16 protein-coding genes are annotated in these 16,121 nt (G+C 51.9%); 2 read left to right on the top strand and 14 right to left on the bottom strand.

What is annotated here, in order from left to right; all coding sequences use genetic code 11:
• Positions 1-110 precede the first annotated feature (110 nt).
• Positions 111-671, bottom strand: coding sequence for a GNAT family N-acetyltransferase (locus tag INT33_RS18715; protein WP_193053450.1), 561 nt, complete (start codon positions 669-671; stop codon positions 111-113).
• Positions 672-769: 98 nt separating this feature from the next.
• On the opposite strand from INT33_RS18715, the gene INT33_RS18710 reads away from it, so the two are divergent.
• A complete protein-coding gene (locus tag INT33_RS18710; protein WP_193053449.1) occupies positions 770-1,705 on the top strand; it encodes a cation diffusion facilitator family transporter in 936 nt (311 codons plus the stop codon).
• Here INT33_RS18710 and INT33_RS18705 read toward each other — a convergent pair.
• The gene (locus tag INT33_RS18705; RefSeq protein WP_328515003.1) at positions 1,702-2,874 is read right to left on the bottom strand and encodes an MFS transporter; all 1,173 of its coding nucleotides are present in this window, start codon (positions 2,872-2,874) and stop codon (positions 1,702-1,704) included. The two genes, INT33_RS18710 and INT33_RS18705, sit on opposite strands and share 4 nt — an antisense overlap.
• Positions 2,875-3,009: 135 nt before the next feature.
• Here INT33_RS18705 and INT33_RS18700 point away from each other — a divergent pair, with 135 nt between their 5' ends.
• Positions 3,010-4,395, top strand: a complete 1,386-nt coding sequence (locus INT33_RS18700) for an aminotransferase-like domain-containing protein (RefSeq protein ID WP_193053448.1) — start codon at positions 3,010-3,012, stop codon at positions 4,393-4,395.
• Here INT33_RS18700 and INT33_RS18695 read toward each other — a convergent pair.
• The 12 genes from INT33_RS18695 to INT33_RS18640 form a co-directional block, all read right to left on the bottom strand.
• On the bottom strand, positions 4,392-5,339 hold the full coding sequence (locus tag INT33_RS18695; protein WP_193053447.1) for an AEC family transporter: 948 nt from the start codon (positions 5,337-5,339) through the stop codon (positions 4,392-4,394). The two genes, INT33_RS18700 and INT33_RS18695, sit on opposite strands and share 4 nt — an antisense overlap.
• Positions 5,340-5,449: 110 nt before the next feature.
• The gene (locus tag INT33_RS18690; protein WP_193053460.1) at positions 5,450-6,463 is read right to left on the bottom strand and encodes an Ldh family oxidoreductase; all 1,014 of its coding nucleotides are present in this window, start codon (positions 6,461-6,463) and stop codon (positions 5,450-5,452) included.
• Between the two features lie 154 nt (positions 6,464-6,617).
• A complete protein-coding gene (locus INT33_RS18685) occupies positions 6,618-7,367 on the bottom strand; it encodes a FadR/GntR family transcriptional regulator (protein ID WP_226912116.1) in 750 nt (249 codons plus the stop codon).
• Between the two features lie 63 nt (positions 7,368-7,430).
• Positions 7,431-8,234, bottom strand: coding sequence for an NAD-dependent epimerase/dehydratase family protein (locus INT33_RS18680; RefSeq protein WP_193053446.1), 804 nt, complete (start codon positions 8,232-8,234; stop codon positions 7,431-7,433).
• Between the two features lie 71 nt (positions 8,235-8,305).
• A complete protein-coding gene (locus INT33_RS18675) occupies positions 8,306-9,166 on the bottom strand; it encodes an amidohydrolase family protein (RefSeq protein ID WP_193053445.1) in 861 nt (286 codons plus the stop codon).
• A gap of 2 nt (positions 9,167-9,168) precedes the next feature.
• The gene (locus INT33_RS18670) at positions 9,169-10,305 is read right to left on the bottom strand and encodes a mandelate racemase/muconate lactonizing enzyme family protein (protein ID WP_193053444.1); all 1,137 of its coding nucleotides are present in this window, start codon (positions 10,303-10,305) and stop codon (positions 9,169-9,171) included.
• 22 nt (positions 10,306-10,327) lie between these two features.
• Entirely contained in the window at positions 10,328-11,608 is a 1,281-nt protein-coding gene (locus INT33_RS18665; RefSeq protein ID WP_193053443.1) for a TRAP transporter large permease, read from the bottom strand.
• A gap of 3 nt (positions 11,609-11,611) precedes the next feature.
• Complete coding sequence (locus INT33_RS18660) at positions 11,612-12,148, bottom strand: TRAP transporter small permease (protein WP_193053442.1); 537 nt, start codon at positions 12,146-12,148, stop codon at positions 11,612-11,614.
• Positions 12,149-12,208: 60 nt separating this feature from the next.
• Positions 12,209-13,201: a TRAP transporter substrate-binding protein gene (locus tag INT33_RS18655; RefSeq protein WP_193056813.1), complete on the bottom strand. Its 993-nt coding sequence runs from the start codon at positions 13,199-13,201 to the stop codon at positions 12,209-12,211.
• A 42-nt stretch (positions 13,202-13,243) separates the two neighbouring features.
• Positions 13,244-14,161, bottom strand: coding sequence for a 5-dehydro-4-deoxyglucarate dehydratase (kdgD, locus tag INT33_RS18650; RefSeq protein WP_193053440.1), 918 nt, complete (start codon positions 14,159-14,161; stop codon positions 13,244-13,246).
• A gap of 292 nt (positions 14,162-14,453) precedes the next feature.
• A complete protein-coding gene (locus INT33_RS18645; protein WP_193053439.1) occupies positions 14,454-15,215 on the bottom strand; it encodes a metallophosphoesterase in 762 nt (253 codons plus the stop codon).
• Positions 15,216-15,224: 9 nt separating this feature from the next.
• On the bottom strand, positions 15,225-16,022 hold the full coding sequence (locus INT33_RS18640) for an alpha/beta fold hydrolase (RefSeq protein WP_193053438.1): 798 nt from the start codon (positions 16,020-16,022) through the stop codon (positions 15,225-15,227).
• Positions 16,023-16,121: the final 99 nt, after the last annotated feature.

Here is a 16,121-nt window from a genome sequence, read left to right as displayed (position 1 = left end):
TGTTAAACCCTCCCGTTGGCGTAATGTTTGTCCATTAATGCGTTTAAAGGTTAGTACACGTTATTACCACTTACCAAAAGACGATCAGCCCGTATGGGAACAGCTTGAACTTACGGGCATTCAATCTTTTCCCTTAGCGCACATTGATACACCAAGCACTCCAGGTGCTGATCGGCTACGTGAGAATAAGCCGACAGTTTTTCAACTAATGTGAACTTGGCTTTTTCGAGCACGCGCTGAGATGCCTTGTTTTCAACCGAAACGGTCGCTGTCAGCGTGTCCAGACCATAAATACAGCGGGCCTCTTTCATCAGGTGATGAAGCGCTTTTTGGGCGATTCCCTGCCCGCAGGCGTTTTCAGCAAGGCGATAGCCGACCTGAGCACTGCCCTGATCAATATCACGCAGATTGGCGAGCCCGATAATGACGCCTTTATGGCGAATAAGCTGAGGGCTCATACGCCCATGAGCATTGAGTGCCAGACACTCAACAATATGCTGTGACACACCATGCGGGGTATAAAACTGCTTCCTGCGCGCTTCGATATGCTGCTCAAACCACGCCCGCTCTGCGGTCTCAAACGCCAACAGTTCAAAGGCATCTTCCGGGGTTAACAGGCTGAAGGTTAAATCCTTGGTATGGCGAATACGTACATCTCTTTGTGGAGTCATCGCCGTTCGTCCTTGTGGGCGCCGCTATCGTTAGTGAATAAGCTATCAATATTGCTATGCTTGCGGGTTCTACGAATGGCGTTGGAGCCAATACATTCATGAAGACAGAAGCACGCACGCTGGCATTTTCCGCCTTTATGGCACTCTTAATCGGCTGTGCCGGCATTACCGCCACGCTAGCCTCTAATTCCCAGGCTATTTTGCTCGATGGGTTATTTAACCTTATCTACTTTAGCGTAGCGTTGGTGACGATCAAGGTAAGTAAACTAGCCAGCCGCCCTGATAGCGAATCCTACCCGTTTGGTTACAGTTACTTCGAGTCGCTGGTTAACCTATGCAAAGGGCTACTGATTCTAGGGGTATCCGTCTTTGCCTTGGTGGACGCCATTGCCGCTTTACTGACAGGTGGTCGGGAAATTGCTGCAGGCCTTGCCGTTATCTACGCGCTGTTTGCGACGCTTGCCTGCTCGGTGACCGCGTGGGTTATGCATCGTAGCCAGCGCTATACCCATAGTCCGCTAATTGCGGCTGACAAACTCAATTGGGTAGTCAATAGCATCATTTCCGCCGCAGTACTCGCAGCGTTTTGTATGGTTATGGTGTTTGAGTGGCTGAACTGGAACAACGTGGTGGCGTATGTCGATTCCGTTCTGGTCATGGCAGTGGTGTTGCTTTGCTTGGGCGTACCCGTGCGTATGGCGTCCCAGGCGCTCAAAGAGCTGCTCAATAAAACACCTGATGAAACCATTGCCGCTCCCGTGCGACAAGCCATCTCCACGGCGCTGGCAGGCGCGCATACCCAGGAGGTTCGTGTTCGCATGGTGCGGCCCGGCCGCTTGCTTTATGTCATGGTACACATTGTTCTGCCCGAAGAAGGCACCGGCGCCTCGTTAAAGGCACAAGACGCTCTACGTGAACGTATTGATGATGAGATACGCCGCTGCTATTCGCCGGTGGTGTGCGATGTGGTGTTTACCGCCAATACACACTGGGCCGCGCCTTCCTGTGGATTGCTGATTGATAGGACGCCTTAAAAGCTAATGCCTGACGGATGCTGCGAATACCTAGCCTGACTGATTAGCAGCAGGCCAATGGTAGTGATGGCGCCCATTGATAGCGCTAGCCCAAAGATGGTTAAAGCGGCCACATGGCCTACGGCATCAATTAAAGCGCCGGTGGTAATTACCGGCAGACTAAATCCTATGTAGGCCATCAAAAAATAGCCTGCGCTTACCTGGGTGGACGCCGCTTTGGCTATTTCCAGCACTCCCTTCAAGCCACCTAGATAGATAAACCCGTAACAGGCGCTACTAGCGGCAACCGTTCCGACCAACACAGCCACAAGCATTCCCTGAACCGCTCCCCAGGCGATCACTGTGTAGGCGATCGGTAAGATGACAAGACCCAGCACTGTGGAATGAGCTGGCCGCAGCGCTCTTGCCCAAGGTTGAAATAACACCCCACAGCTACAAATACCGAACGTAGCAAAGCCGCTCCAGGCCGTTAAACCGTGCGCATGTAATGCAGAAGGCAAAATAGCAATCACCAGCCCCACCGTTGCCCAGGCAAGCAAAATGGCCAACCCATAGCCGAGCGTACCGGGTGGGTAGCTGGGTAGTCGCAGCATCGCGCACTTGTTAGGGTTTGGGGCCGTGTTTTTCAGTGTACTAACGGCCACTAATGCGACGACGCCAGCACCCAAATACAACCATAAGCTGGGTGGCGTTATGCTGGGTGTATGGAAGATAAACAAGCTGGTAACCGCCGCCCCCAGGCCAAATCCCATCGCAGTACTGGTTGTCACGTACTTGGTTGCCATGCTGCTATCCCCGCCAGTGAGCAGCCGGTGCATGTAGGTTGGCGCAACCGCTGACGTCAGGGCGGTGCCTATTCCGAGTAAAAACCGAGCCGCTCCCAGGGTCACTAAACCTGGCACGATCAATGTTAGGGAAGTAGCCACAAGGCATAAGAGCAGTGCAGCAATAATCAACGGCTTGCAGCCTACCCGCTCAGACAAACCATTAAGCCCCAACAATACCGGCATAATACCCGCTACATAACAGGCAAAAGCGAGTGTTGTTGCGCCAACGCCCAAGCCATCACGAGCCGCTAATGCTTCATAAAGCGGTGCTTGTAAATTGACCGCCGTGGTAATCATGCACAGCGCAAAAGCCAGCTTGAGGGCGTTCGATCGTCTCGTCACTTTGTACCTGCCTCAGTTTTCATGTGAGCCGTTACGTTCGCACTCTTAAAGAACCGGGATAAGGTACACTCAGCCATTATTACCCAGGCACTGTTCTGCCATTTTGAAGAACAGTTGAGGGCAACAAGGGCGCTTATGAAACTACAGGTTGACCGACACGCTGCCACCCCCATGGCTCAACAGCTGGAAGAAAGCCTTCGCCAGTGGATTCAACACAACGGCGCAGGCGGCGGTCTTCGTTTACCTTCAATACGCCGCTTGGCAGCGACACATAACATCAGCCGTAATGCGGTCATCGATGCCTACGAACGACTAGTGTCGTCAGGTTTAATTCGCTCAAAACCCGGCTCAGGCTTCTATGTTGCGGATAGCGTCGCCGTACAGACCAACCAACAGCGCGCTTCTAGCCCGCTACAGGAAGTCACCAATGGACTATGGGGGCTTTTCGGCGCAGAAGAGAACACCCTCAAGCTCGGCTGTGGGTGGTTGCCCAACACTTGGCGCGAGAGCGACGATCTTACCTACGCTATCCGCCAAGTTACCCGTCACAGCCGCTCAGGAATTTTTGAATACAGTACGCCGCACGGGCTTTTAACCTTACGCCGTCTGCTACAAGAGCGCCTGCGCCCGCTTGCGATTACCGCAGATGCCCAACAGATCGTGACAACCAACAGCGGTAGCCATTCTCTAGATCTGTTAGTACGTTTGCTGCTTGAGCCCGGCGATGTTGTATTTGTGGAATCACCCGGTTATTACAACCTGTTTGGGCTACTGCATTTGCAGCGCATTCGCGTGATTGGGGTCCCCCGCTTAGCCGATGGGCCCGATATCGAGCGCCTGGAAGGTTTGTTAGCCCACCACCAACCCAAACTTTTCTACATTAATAGCGTTTTCCACAATCCTACCGGCAGCACATTGACTCCCGCCGTAGCGCACCGCGTTTTACAGCTTGCCGAGCAGTATGATTTCAGGATCATTGAAGACGATATTTATGCTGATTTTCAGCATACTCCAACCACACGGTTAGCAGCCCTTGACGGGCTTAAACGTGTTATCTATTTAGCCAGCTTTTCAAAAACTCTTTCCTCGTCACTTCGCGTGGGTTTTATCGCTACTCCCCCGGATCTAGTACAACGCCTGGTAGATATCAAAATGCTGACCAGCATTTCTGCATCACTGTTTTCAGAACAGGTACTGGTTATGCTGCTGCAAAACGGCAGTTATCGAAAACTCACTGAACGATTAAGAACCCGGCTTTCCAATCAGATGGCACTAGCATTAACGCTACTAAGAAAATCAGGGTGGGAAGTGTTTACCGAACCGGCGGGCGGTATGTTTGTCTGGGCCAAGCCACCCACGGATGATGAAACGCTTAAGGCAGCTGCACAGCGCTACGAAATCATGCTTTCGCCGAGCCATCTATTCCTACCCGACAATGCGACAACCCCCTGGTTGCGTCTCAACGTTTCCTATATGCAGGACCCTAGAGCCAAAGCGTTTATTGAAGCTAATAGCCGTTAAGCCAACACGCCGAAATAGGTCATCAAGCCAACGATAATGCTAATGGTGATAAAGAACATGAGCGTGCCCGCCATCAAGGCGCCTGCCGCTACGTTGCCCATACCATAACGTTGGCCTAGCAACGGATAGACACTTGCCATGGGAGCGCCTGCAAACAGTAAGCCACCGGCAATCAGTAAAGCGTCATTGCCCGCAATCAGCCACATGCAGATCAAGACACCCAGTGGATGAATGATGAGCTTACCCGTAACGATCTGGCTCACCTCCCCCACTACGCCGCGAATTTGCAGGCCATAGAGCGCGCCGCCAATCGCAAATAGCGCGGCAGGGCCCGCCGCTTTTGCCAACATATCAACCGCCTGGATAACCGAAGTAGGCAGATGTGTATCGGTAACGGCGATCAGAACTCCGATAAACAGGCCAATGAGGATGGGATTTTTAACCAGTTGCTTGAGCGTTTTCTGGAGTGATTTCATAACGCCGCGACCGGCCTGCTGACCCGTTTCGGCTAGGATAAGCGCTAGCGGAATGATCAGCAGGTTCTCGATGATCATATTCAAAGCTAAAAAATTAGCCGCAGGCGGGCCGATAATCATCACCGCGACCGGGTAGCCACTAAACGCGCTATTGGACATCGACATCCCCAGCGCGCTGATACTTCCGGTGGTCAGCGGCTGTTTTTTCAGCATGACGGTGTACCCAAGCGCCAATCCGAAAACACCCAGCGAGCCTAGCCCGTAGGCCAGCAGGTAGTTGATATTGAAAACTTCTTCCAGAGGGTTCTGGGTAATGGCGCGGATTAACAGTGCAGGGAGGGCGATATACAGCACAAATCGGCCCACTCCCTGCATTTGCTCGCGGTTGAGAATACGGATCCGCATGGAAAAATAGCCAACAGCAATCAATAAAAAGATAGGCATGATGATGGCGGCAACTTCAAACATGCGGTGTATCCATACGAGCGTTGATCCTCATGAAGTGTCTGTTTCTGACAATATAAAGCAGATCATAAAAGCGCTATCGTATAACGACAGTGCTATTTACTCTCGATGAATCAATGGGTCAGTGCGATAAGCTCATTATAAAGCGCTTTGGGTAGGGTGATACCATCACGCAGGCTATTTTCTCGGGCCTCAAAACGGCGCTGTGAGGGTAGCCGAGCGCCCTGGCCTAAAATGTTTTCAAACAGCACTTCAGCATGCTGAAGATGACGAGCAGCATCCTGGCCCAAGAAAACGTCCGGCGATATGGCGATAATCAGCTCACCATGAAACGGCTTACCGGTTTTCTGTTCGTTGGCGGGCTGGGTTTCATGGCCCAACACATCACCAATTAGCGGCCCGGCCAATAGCTCAATCATGGTAGACAGCGCCGAACCCTTATACCCGCCAAACGTGAGCATCGCCCCCGCCAGCGCATCTACAGGGCTGGTCGTCGCTTCACCTTGAGCATCAATTGCCCAGCCTGTGGGAATCTGTTTGCCTGCGCGCTTATACAGTTCAATCTCACCGCGCGCCACCACACTGGTCGCAAAATCAAACGTATACGGCGCGCTACCCGGACGTGGCCAGGAAAACGCGATAGGGTTGGTGCCCAACAAAGGCTTCGTGCCACCCGCTGGCGCTACAAAAGCGTGGCTGGGGGTCATGGCAATGCCAATGAGCCCTTCACTTGAAAGGGCCTCGACCTCAGGCCATAGGGCTGAAAAGTGAAAGGCGTTATTGATCGCCAGCGCGGCTAGCCCTGTTTGCCTGGCTTTTTCTACAAGCTGTTCTTTACCCATTTCAAACGCTAACAAGGAGTTACCCTGGCGGGCATTGACCTTAACCACGCTGGGCGCTTGATCAATTACTTCCGGTACGGCATGCGTATCAACGCCGCCATTGAGCGCCGTTTGAACACAGCCGATCAGGCGATATAAACCATGGGAATGGCATTCATCGCGCTGAACCGTCAGCACATTGCGCGTAATGGCTTCTGCATGGGCCTGGTTATAACCATTATGCTGAAGTACGTTCAGGCTCAAGGATTCAGCATCCTTAAGCGATAGGGTAATCTCTTCGCTCATCATCAACTCTCTTCATTTTTATTAGATAGAGGCGTTAAAAAAGCAGGTAATTGCTTACCTGCTTAGGAGTCTGTTCATCATTGAATCAATGTTGCGCATCCCATCCCATGACGACGCTCTGCTGCAGTAAACACCCGAAGATGCCCATAGCTCGCTACGCCTGATCGCGGTACTGCGCGTAGGTATCACGCGCACGGCTAAGATGCTGGTGCATCATTTCTCGTGCGGCGCTGCCGTCACGAGCAAGGATAGCGTTAAGGATATGCGCATGCTCTTCCTGTACCCGCTCCAGGTAGCGTTGGGATGAGAGCGGATTGATATCGTTACTCAGCAGTTTGGCGCGAGGGATAACGCTTTGGCTCCACTGTTCGTAGAACGATTTGAAGAAAGGATTTTTAGTCGCCGTAGCAATAGCAAAATGGAACAGGTAATCCTCTTCTCGAGCTTGCGACTGAGTGGCGTACGCGTTGGCAAACGCTTGGTGTTGCGCTTCCAGCCGCTTCTGGTCTTCAGCATCGTAGCGTAAGGCAGCAAGTTCCGCCGCGGCGGGCTCAAGCGTTAAGCGAAGCTCCAGAAGATAGAGAATGTCTTCCACCGTAGTGGGATTGATACGCTCGGCTGGAAGCGCCTCCACTTTAGAGGAACGCAAGACCGACGTGCCGACACCACGGCGTGTTTCAACCAATCCCAGAGACTTGAGATGAGTGATAGCTTCGCGAATGACCGTGCGGCTAACGCCAAAAGATTCACACAGGCTATTTTCGGTAGGCAGCTTATCGCCAACCGCCACTTTCCCCTGGGTAATCAGCGTCTCCAACTGGTTCGCTACGTGAACAGATAAACTGCCCTGCTGAGCGATCCGGTTAACCTGAAACGACGCCATAGTAGGCGTTTGCTTGGCCATGCCTGTTATCCTTTCCATGTATATATCCAGTTGCACCATAACGTACAACCAGCGCTCTATGTGCTATTGGCTATCGTCTGGATGACCAATAGCAGCAAATTTGCCACCGTGATAACGCACGGCAACATCATCGCAGTCAAGATTACGATCGCGCTGTTCCGTCTCTTCCCGCCAGGGTTCAGAGCTATCTTTTGGAACCCAGCCAAGGAAACCGGCATGAGTATTATCCCACCACTGTTCAGCATTGTCAGATGCCCCATAAACCACGGTATGCTCCAGCCGAGGGGTTGTAAAGGCACGTTTTAACAGGCTAATGAAGTCATTCAGGCTCAGCCAAGTGGCCATCATGCGAGTATCAACGGGCTTGTCAAAACAGGAGCCAATGCGCACGCTAAGTGTCTCGACACCAAACTTATCGTGATAGAGACTGGCCAGATTTTCGCCAAAGCATTTTGAGACGCCGTAAAGCGAATCCGGCCGCTGAGGAACCTGATTATCTATTCGCTGATGGCGCTTATAAAAGCCTATCGCATGGTTGGAACTAGCAAACACGATACGCGGTTTACCATTAAGCCGTGCGGCTTCAAAAAGATTGTAAGTACCAATAATATTGGCATTCAATATATCATTCCAGGGACTTTCAACCGACATCCCGCCCAGATGAATGATGCCATCGCATCCTCGTACCAGCTCGGCTACAGCCTGTTGATCGCTGAGATCCGCCTGGATCAGTTCCTCACCTGGCTGAGCATTGTCCAGAGGTGCAATATCCGAAAGGCGGACATGCTTGGCAAACCCGGCAAGATGCGGACGCAAACTTTTCCCCAATCCGCCAGCCGCCCCAGTCACTAGAATACGATTAAACATGCTATCTCCTGCTTAGTCTGTTGTTTGCCTTGTTGGCATTGAGCGAAGGTGATATCCATCAAAATTGAAATCTAAAAGCCGTAAAGCTTGGCCGGGTTATCAACCAGAATTTTTTGCTGGACGCTGTCAGAGGCCCAATCCAAAAGTACATCAAGCTGCTCGGCGTCATCAGGATAGCGTTCCCGGGGCACCCCCACATGCGGCCAATTTGAGCCCCATAGCACGCGCTCGGGCGCATGCTCAATAAGCCGTTTGGCAACAGGCCCTACATCGTTATACCCCGGACCGCCGGTTAGACTGGTCTCATACGCCCCGCATATTTTTATCCACGCGTTGCCCCGGTCGAGCAACTCGACAATACGGTCTACGCGTTCATCATCAGCCGCTACGGGATCCATGAATTTGCCAATGTGGTCAATGATATAGTCGGTTTGGATGGCCTTGAGAGTGGCCATATAGTCGTTGATCATTCGGCCGTTGAACTGCACCATCAAGTGCCAACCAAGTGGCCGAATGCGCGCTTCAACGTCGCTCAATTGATCCATCCCCACGGCACCACCGGGAAGCTGCATGATACGGGCGCCCCGGGCACCTTGAGAATGAAAGGCATCAATATCTGCCTCCGTAGCATCAGGCCTGACGGCAACAATCGCACGTGCATTTGCCTGCCCGATTTGGGTAACGCCTTCAAGCACGGCCCTGTTATCAAATTGATAAGCATTGGACTGGGTAACAACCACGCGCTCAAGCGAGAGCCTGCGCTGTACTACTTGATAATTTTCAACCGTCGCCAGTTCTTTAACATCGGGGCCGCCAGGCTGTGCGGTGTAGCCCGGCAGATACAAATGCATATGGCAGTCGGTCGCGCCAGCCGGCACTTTCAAACGCGGCGCGCCCCCTTCCAGTGGACGCGTGTTGGCTGGGATGGACATACTCAAAACTCCTTCAAAGCATAGGTAATCAGCGCATCGCGGTTGATTTCAATCCCCAAGCCAGGGCCATCGGGAATGTTCATAACCCCCTGGTGATGCTCTAGGGGCGTTTTAACCACGGCCTGACGAAATGGATTTTCAGTGCGGTCAAACTCCATGATGGGTTCAAGTGGCGAGCGCCGTGGCGGATTGGGCGGCAGTGCAGCCATAAACTGAAGGCTCGCCGCCAGGCATACTGCGGTTCCCCATACGTGAGGCACTAAGCGCACGCCGTGCATGGCGGCCATATCTGCAATTCGGCGCATTTCGCTAAAGCCGCCGACGCCACAGATATCCGGCTGGATGATATCGATAGCCCTGCGTGCAAGCGGCTCCTGCATGGCGTAGCGGCCGTGCCAGTTCTCGCCACTTGCCACGGGAATGGGCTGGCTCGCTCTTACCGCTTGGTAAGTCTCAATCTGCTCAGGGAGTACCGGCTCTTCAAACCAGTCGATACCAAACGCCGCCGCACGCTGGCCTACCTCGATGGCTTCCAGATAATCGTAGCCGTGATTGGCATCAATCATAAGGCGCACATCCGGCCCGATTGCTTCACGCACGGCCTCAATCACTTTCAGATCTTCTTCAACATCAAAGCCGATCTTGATCTTTACGGCATGAAAGCCTTCGTGACGATAGCGCGCTACTTCCGCCGCTACGTCGCTGACACGCTCAACACCCTCGCGGCAAAACGAGCCGGTGGCATAGGCGCGCACAGATTCACGGAACCTCCCACCAAGCAGCGTGGAAACAGGTACGCCGAAGTGCTTGCCCTTGATGTCCCAAAGCGCAATATCGATACCGCTCAGAGCAGTCATGGTTAAGCCACGCTGGCCCTGATCACGCAGCCGATTATAAAGGTTAAGCCATACTTTCTCTGTTTGCAGCGGGTCTTCGCCAATCAGCGCCTGGGCGTATACCTGGACAATGGCCGCATTGGGCTTGGCAGGCCCCAAGCACTCGCCCCACCCAATGGTGCCGTCTTCACAAATGATTTCGACTAAGCAGTGCTGGCGGCGCGTGAATGACATCGAAGCACTTTCAAACGCTGTTTCAAGCTTATGATCCAGAATATAAGTCTTGACCGCTTCTATTCTCATGGCTGATTTTCCTGTCATGGCGTTATCTAAAAAGGCCAGGTAGCGTTAATGAAACTGCCGGGATGTAAGTCACCAGCATTAGCGCTACAAACAGCGCCAGGAAGAAGGGCCAGATGGTGCGAACTGCATGCTCAATTTTAATTTTCCCGATCACGCAGCCCACAAACAGGCACGCGCCTACCGGCGGGGTACATAAACCCAGCCCCAGGTTCATCATTAAAATGATGCCGAATTGGATAGGATCCATGCCAAACTGCATGGCTACCGGCAGGAAGATGGGCGTGCAGATCAGGATTAACGCCGCCATATCCATGATCATGCCCAATACCAGTAGAATCAGGTTAAGCATCAAAAAGATAACCACAGGCTTGTCTGAAATCGTCATTAACCCGGTGGTCAGCATTTCAGGCACGTTATAGAGCGCCAGCATATAAGAGAAAGCCGATGCGCAGCCCACCAGAATCATGACCAGCGATGTGGTTTTAACCGACTGAATAACGGCAGCCTTGAAGGACGACCACTTAAGTTCACGGTAGACAAGCCCGGTCACGATAATGGCGTAGATGGCGCCAAAAGCCCCGGACTCCGTTACCGTCAAGATGCCCGAAAGAACGCCGCCGACAATAATGACAGCGGTCATCAAGCCAGGCAGCGAGGCGATCAGGCTAAGAAACAGGGCTTGCCAGCCGGGAAATGCCTCACCTTTATAGCCACGCTTAACGGCCACGATATAAGCGGCCACGGCCAGGCTTAAGCACATCAGGATGCCAGGCACGATACCGGCAATAAAAAGCTGGGTAACGGAAATACCGCCGCCCGCCGCTACGGCATAGAGAATCATGTTATGGCTGGGCGGAATGACCACGCCGGCGACCGACGAGGTCACCGTAACGTTGACGGCATAGTCAGCGTCGTAGCCCTTCTCTTTCATCACCGGGATAAGAATCGAGCCCAAGGCAGACGTATCGGCTACCGCTGAACCCGAGATGCCGCCAAACAGCATCGAAGAGCTTATATTGACCATCCCCAGACCGCCGCGCATCCTCCCCACCATAGCGGAGGCCAGGCGAACAAGCCGGGTTGAAATGCCGCCGTGAAGCATCAGCTCACCGGCGAAAATGAAAAACGGAATCGCCAGTAGCGAAAAAACGGAAATGCCGGATAAGATACGTTGAAAGGCGACAAACAGCGGTAGCCCTTCATACATAAACGCAGCGACAGCGGCCAGCCCAACGGCAAAAGCGACCGGTGCACCTGCGACAAGGCCGAGAAAAAAAATTCCAAACAGTATCATCAGCCCCATGACTTATGCCCTCCCAGCGTTTCGAGACAGTAATCGTTGCACTATATCCGCCCCTGCAAACAGCATGATCAGCACGCCACAAATTACCAGTGGGGCTGCACGCCAGCTTTCAGAGAGACCAATCATTGGAATAGCCCTTTCCATGTTTGTCATGACCAGCTTCCAGCCCTGAGCCACCATAAAACCACCAAATACAAGAATGAAAAGATCCGAGATGTGGTGCATTAATCCGCGCAGAAAAGGAGGAAAGCTCTCTCGAACAAAGTCGATATTCAGATGGCTGTGGTATCTGACGCCGGCAGCGGCGCCCAAACAGGTGATATATACCACTAATATCAGGGAGGTTTGCTCTACCCAGGTTGGCGTGTTGTTAAGCACATAACGTCCAAAGACTAGCCAACCGAAAGTAGCAATAAGAACGACCAGCATGATGCCCGCCACAAGCACGCATAGCTCAGCCATGCCATCCAACACGCGGTCTACAGAGCCTTCTTTTGTCGTGCTTTTTCTACTGCTGGGTGTTTCAAGTTCTATACTCACGACACATTTCCTTTTAATCTTTCGGCGGCATCAAGCCGCCGAAAGGAAGTCATAAGAAAATTATTGAGCGGCTCTGATTTCCTCGATCAGCTCACCCGTGCCCGGGTTATTAGCGATAAAGTTTTCATACATCGGCTCCATCAATGTTTGGAAAGCCGCTTTATCTTCTACTTCATTAATTTCCACGCCGTTATCCAAGATAATCTGACGGCTCTCTTCAGAGCTTTCGACCCACAGCTCACGTTGCATGGTGGAAGCATTCATCGCTTCTTCACGAACGATTTCCTGGTCTTCTTCGGATAACTTGTCCCAACTGGCTTTGGCAACACACAGGCACTCGGGAATAATCAAATGCTCGGTTAAGGAGTAGTATTCCGCCGCTTCGTAGTGGTTGCTGGATTCAAAGGAGGGGTAGTTGTTTTCAGCACCATCCAGAACACCGGTGGTTAAACTCTGGTAAACCTCGCCATACGCCATTGGCGTCGCATTGCCGCCAAGCGCCTCCATCATCTCGACGTAAAGATCGTTATTCATGACCCGGATCTTTAAGCCCTGAACATCTTCTGGGGTGTTGATCGGATGCTTGGTGTTGTAAATGCTTCTGGCGCCTGAATCGAACCAGGAGAGCACTACCAGACCTTTATCTTCCAATGCATCAGCAAAGCGCTGACCAATCTCGCCATCCATTACCGTGTGCATATGGTCTACATCGGTAAATAGGAAAGGTAGCGAGAAAACATTCGTTTCCTTAACAATGGGTCCCATGGGCCCCATATTGAAATTAGCGAAATCCAACGCACCATTGCGGGTTTGCTCAATCGCATCAGACTGATCACCCAGCACGGCATTGTTGTAAACACGGGGGGTAACGCGCCCTTCTGTTTGCTCTTTAACTGCCTCGGCAAAGGCTTCAAGCGCTACCGTATTGGGGTAACCGTCAGGGTGAATATTCCAGCCCCGCCAGTTATCGGCTTGGGCAGAAACAGCAGCGGCTAATAGCGAGACACCCGTTAGGGCAAACAGCGCTTGGCGACGGATAGTTTTTGTTTTCATCACTTAAAACCTCTTATTATTACTTGTGGTTTTTTTCAGCTTTTAGAAAGAACGCGCTACACCAACCAGGCGCTCTAACTGCTGGCGTTGCTCTTGGGTGGGCATGGTTAAAGGCGCACGAACGCTTCCAGCCGGGCGGCCGATAATATCCGCGCCTTCTTTAATCAAGCTAACCGCGTAACCGGCTTTTTGATCACGCAGATCAATAAATGGAATAAAGAAATCGTTCGTGATTCGTTTAACGACGTCTTTATCACCGTTGCGGAGCGCTTTATAAAACGTAACCGCCATATCGGGTACAAAGTTGAATACCGCAGATGAATAGGTATTAACGCCAATTGACAGGTACGCTTCTGCGAAAATCTCTGCCGTAGGCACACCGCCCACATACACTAAGCGATCACCGACCGTTTTAATGATTTTGTTGAGTGCCTGAATATCGCCTTTACCATCTTTCAAACCGATAAGGTTCGAGCAGGCATCCGCGAGTGCTTGCACCGACTCGGCATTCAGAACCCCGTTCCCTCGGTTGTAGTAAATGACGTTGATATCAGTGGCATCACAAATTTGCCGCGCATACTCGACTAATCCATCCTGCGGACACTCTGTCAGGTACGGGGGCATCAACAAAATACCATCGGCACCGGCTTCAGAGGCGGCATCAGCAAAGGCCTTGCCCGCTTCAACACTTAACCCAGCGCTTGCGATTACCGGCAGCTTACCATCGACTACTTCCACCGCTACACGAACAATCTGGCGATACTCTTCAAGCGTCAAATTGAAAAATTCGCCCGTACCACCAGCTACAAACACGGCAGAAATGTCGTGGCTGATAAACCACGCTAAGCGCTCGCGGTAGCTTTTTTCGTCAAATTTTCCGTTCTGATCAAAATCGGTAATGGGAAATGACAGTAGTCCATCTCCAACTGCTTGTATTACTTCTTGTTTGGAAAATTTCACAGAAACGTCCTCATGCTTTCTCATCCATGTTTAATTACATGGCAATAGGTAAAATCGTAGTAAACTAGTTATTTGTCATACATCATACAAACTAGAAAATAATCAACACGCGCAACACCTGCAAGTAAAAAGCTTTAAGCTTCGACCAAAGTGCTAGCGTCTAAAATATCTTTTAAAAACCCAGTAATTTTTTTAAGCAATAAAAACAAGATTTTGCCCTAGAGGGTGCACCTTCATGGAGAACAATAGCCCCTAAGCAATTTTGCCGGAACCAACTTAATATCGGTAGGCATCAAATATTGATGATTAAATCCGGCTTAAAAAGCGGTGAATTAAACTCATCCGGATATCCGCCAGGGTTAGCCAGTACGCGCGTACCGGCATATATAAGATCCACCGGTTCATGAACGTGACCGTGTATCCATAGATCCATTTTGCCCATCAACTGCGGCAGATGAGAGGCAAAGGCTGGGGATAGCGCATCACCTAAATATTGATCAGGAATGCAGTGGTGAAGCGGCGCATGATGGCTGATCACTACCCTGGGACCATCAAACGGCTTGGACAGTTCGCCTTCAAGCCAAGCGAGGGCTTCAGTGTGCAGCTGCTGACTCGCTTGGGGTGTCAACGTCGTGCCCGGTGACGTTTGGATGATTCTGAAATCGGGCATGTAGCGCAGCGCTTTGGACTCGGTATGGGCTGGATTTTTCGTCGGATCACTGGCGTAAAGCGCAAAATCGGTCCAGAGGGTCGTGCCATAAAAGCGTACGCCGTTGAGCGTGACGGCGCGGTTATCCAGCAGTTCGATATCAAGCCGCTTGGCCTCTTTCTTAAGCTCTTCGCGCATCAGCGGCATACAGGTGCCATAGAACTCATGGTTCCCCGGCACAAACAGAATTGGCAGCGTGGGAAACTGCGCCCGTGCCCAGATTAAGCCTTCAGCTTTATGATGAATATCCCCCGCTAACATCACAACATCGGCCTTTACATCGGATAACGGGCGGCTGTCCGCAAAGTGCTCCAAGTGCAGGTCGGATAAAATACGCAGACGCATCCAATCTCCTTAACGGGAAAGCTCTTCGATAAACGAGTCGATAAGCCTGATCACCTGCGCTTCATCTTCGCGGTGAGGGGTGTGGTGAAGGTTTTTAAGTATTTCGCAGTGCGCCGGGCCTTGGATATACCGGGCAATACGTTCCGGCTGGCGGTGCGAGCCATATTCATCTTTCTCGCCGTGCAATACCAATGTGGGGCAATGCACGCGTTCAAGCGCGGGTACCAATGACCAGTTGATGAAGTCAGGATGCAGCCACGTATTAACCCAGGCATCTAACACCCAGCGGGCTTTATGACCGTGATATTTTTCCAGCTTTGAAAACTGTTCTGGCGCTTTAAAAGCGGCTTTTGCCTGTTCGATACCAGAACGTGTACGCGCCTCGTTAGCCGATTGAGCAGCAATCGTAATCAGCCCCAGACACCGTGACGCATAAGCGCCAGCACAGTGAATGGCCATGCAGCCGCCCACGCTATGGCCTAATACAATAAAGCGGTCTATCGCAAGCGCTGCACATAAAGCGGCAAAATCAGTGCCGGGTTCATCGTCAATAAAGCTCAACGGTGGCGGCTCAAGACAGGCGCTCGATTGACCAAACCCCAGCCGGTCATAGGCAATAACGCGGTGTCGGGTCTTTTCGCATAGCGCTGCTGGAAAGCTACGCCATAAGGCGGTACAGCCGAGAGAGTCGTGTAATAAAATAATCGGTGTATCAGAACTCAGCGCCGAGGGTTCCCAGCTGCGTGCAAACAGGTGTCCGTGAGACAATGACACCCAGTGGTCGTGATAAGCGATTGATGAGGTCATGGCGTAGCTCTATTGTTATTAAGGAGGCTCTGAAAAAGTCTCTGCCTTCAGCGATAATACGAACATCGTCAACTGCATAGGGTTCAGTGCTGCCATGGA

The organism is Halomonas colorata (assembly GCF_014897985.1).
Lineage (GTDB): Bacteria > Pseudomonadota > Gammaproteobacteria > Pseudomonadales > Halomonadaceae > Vreelandella > Vreelandella colorata.
The sequence above is the reverse complement of the archived record's forward strand: the minus strand, read 5'-3'. Positions and strand labels throughout refer to the sequence as shown.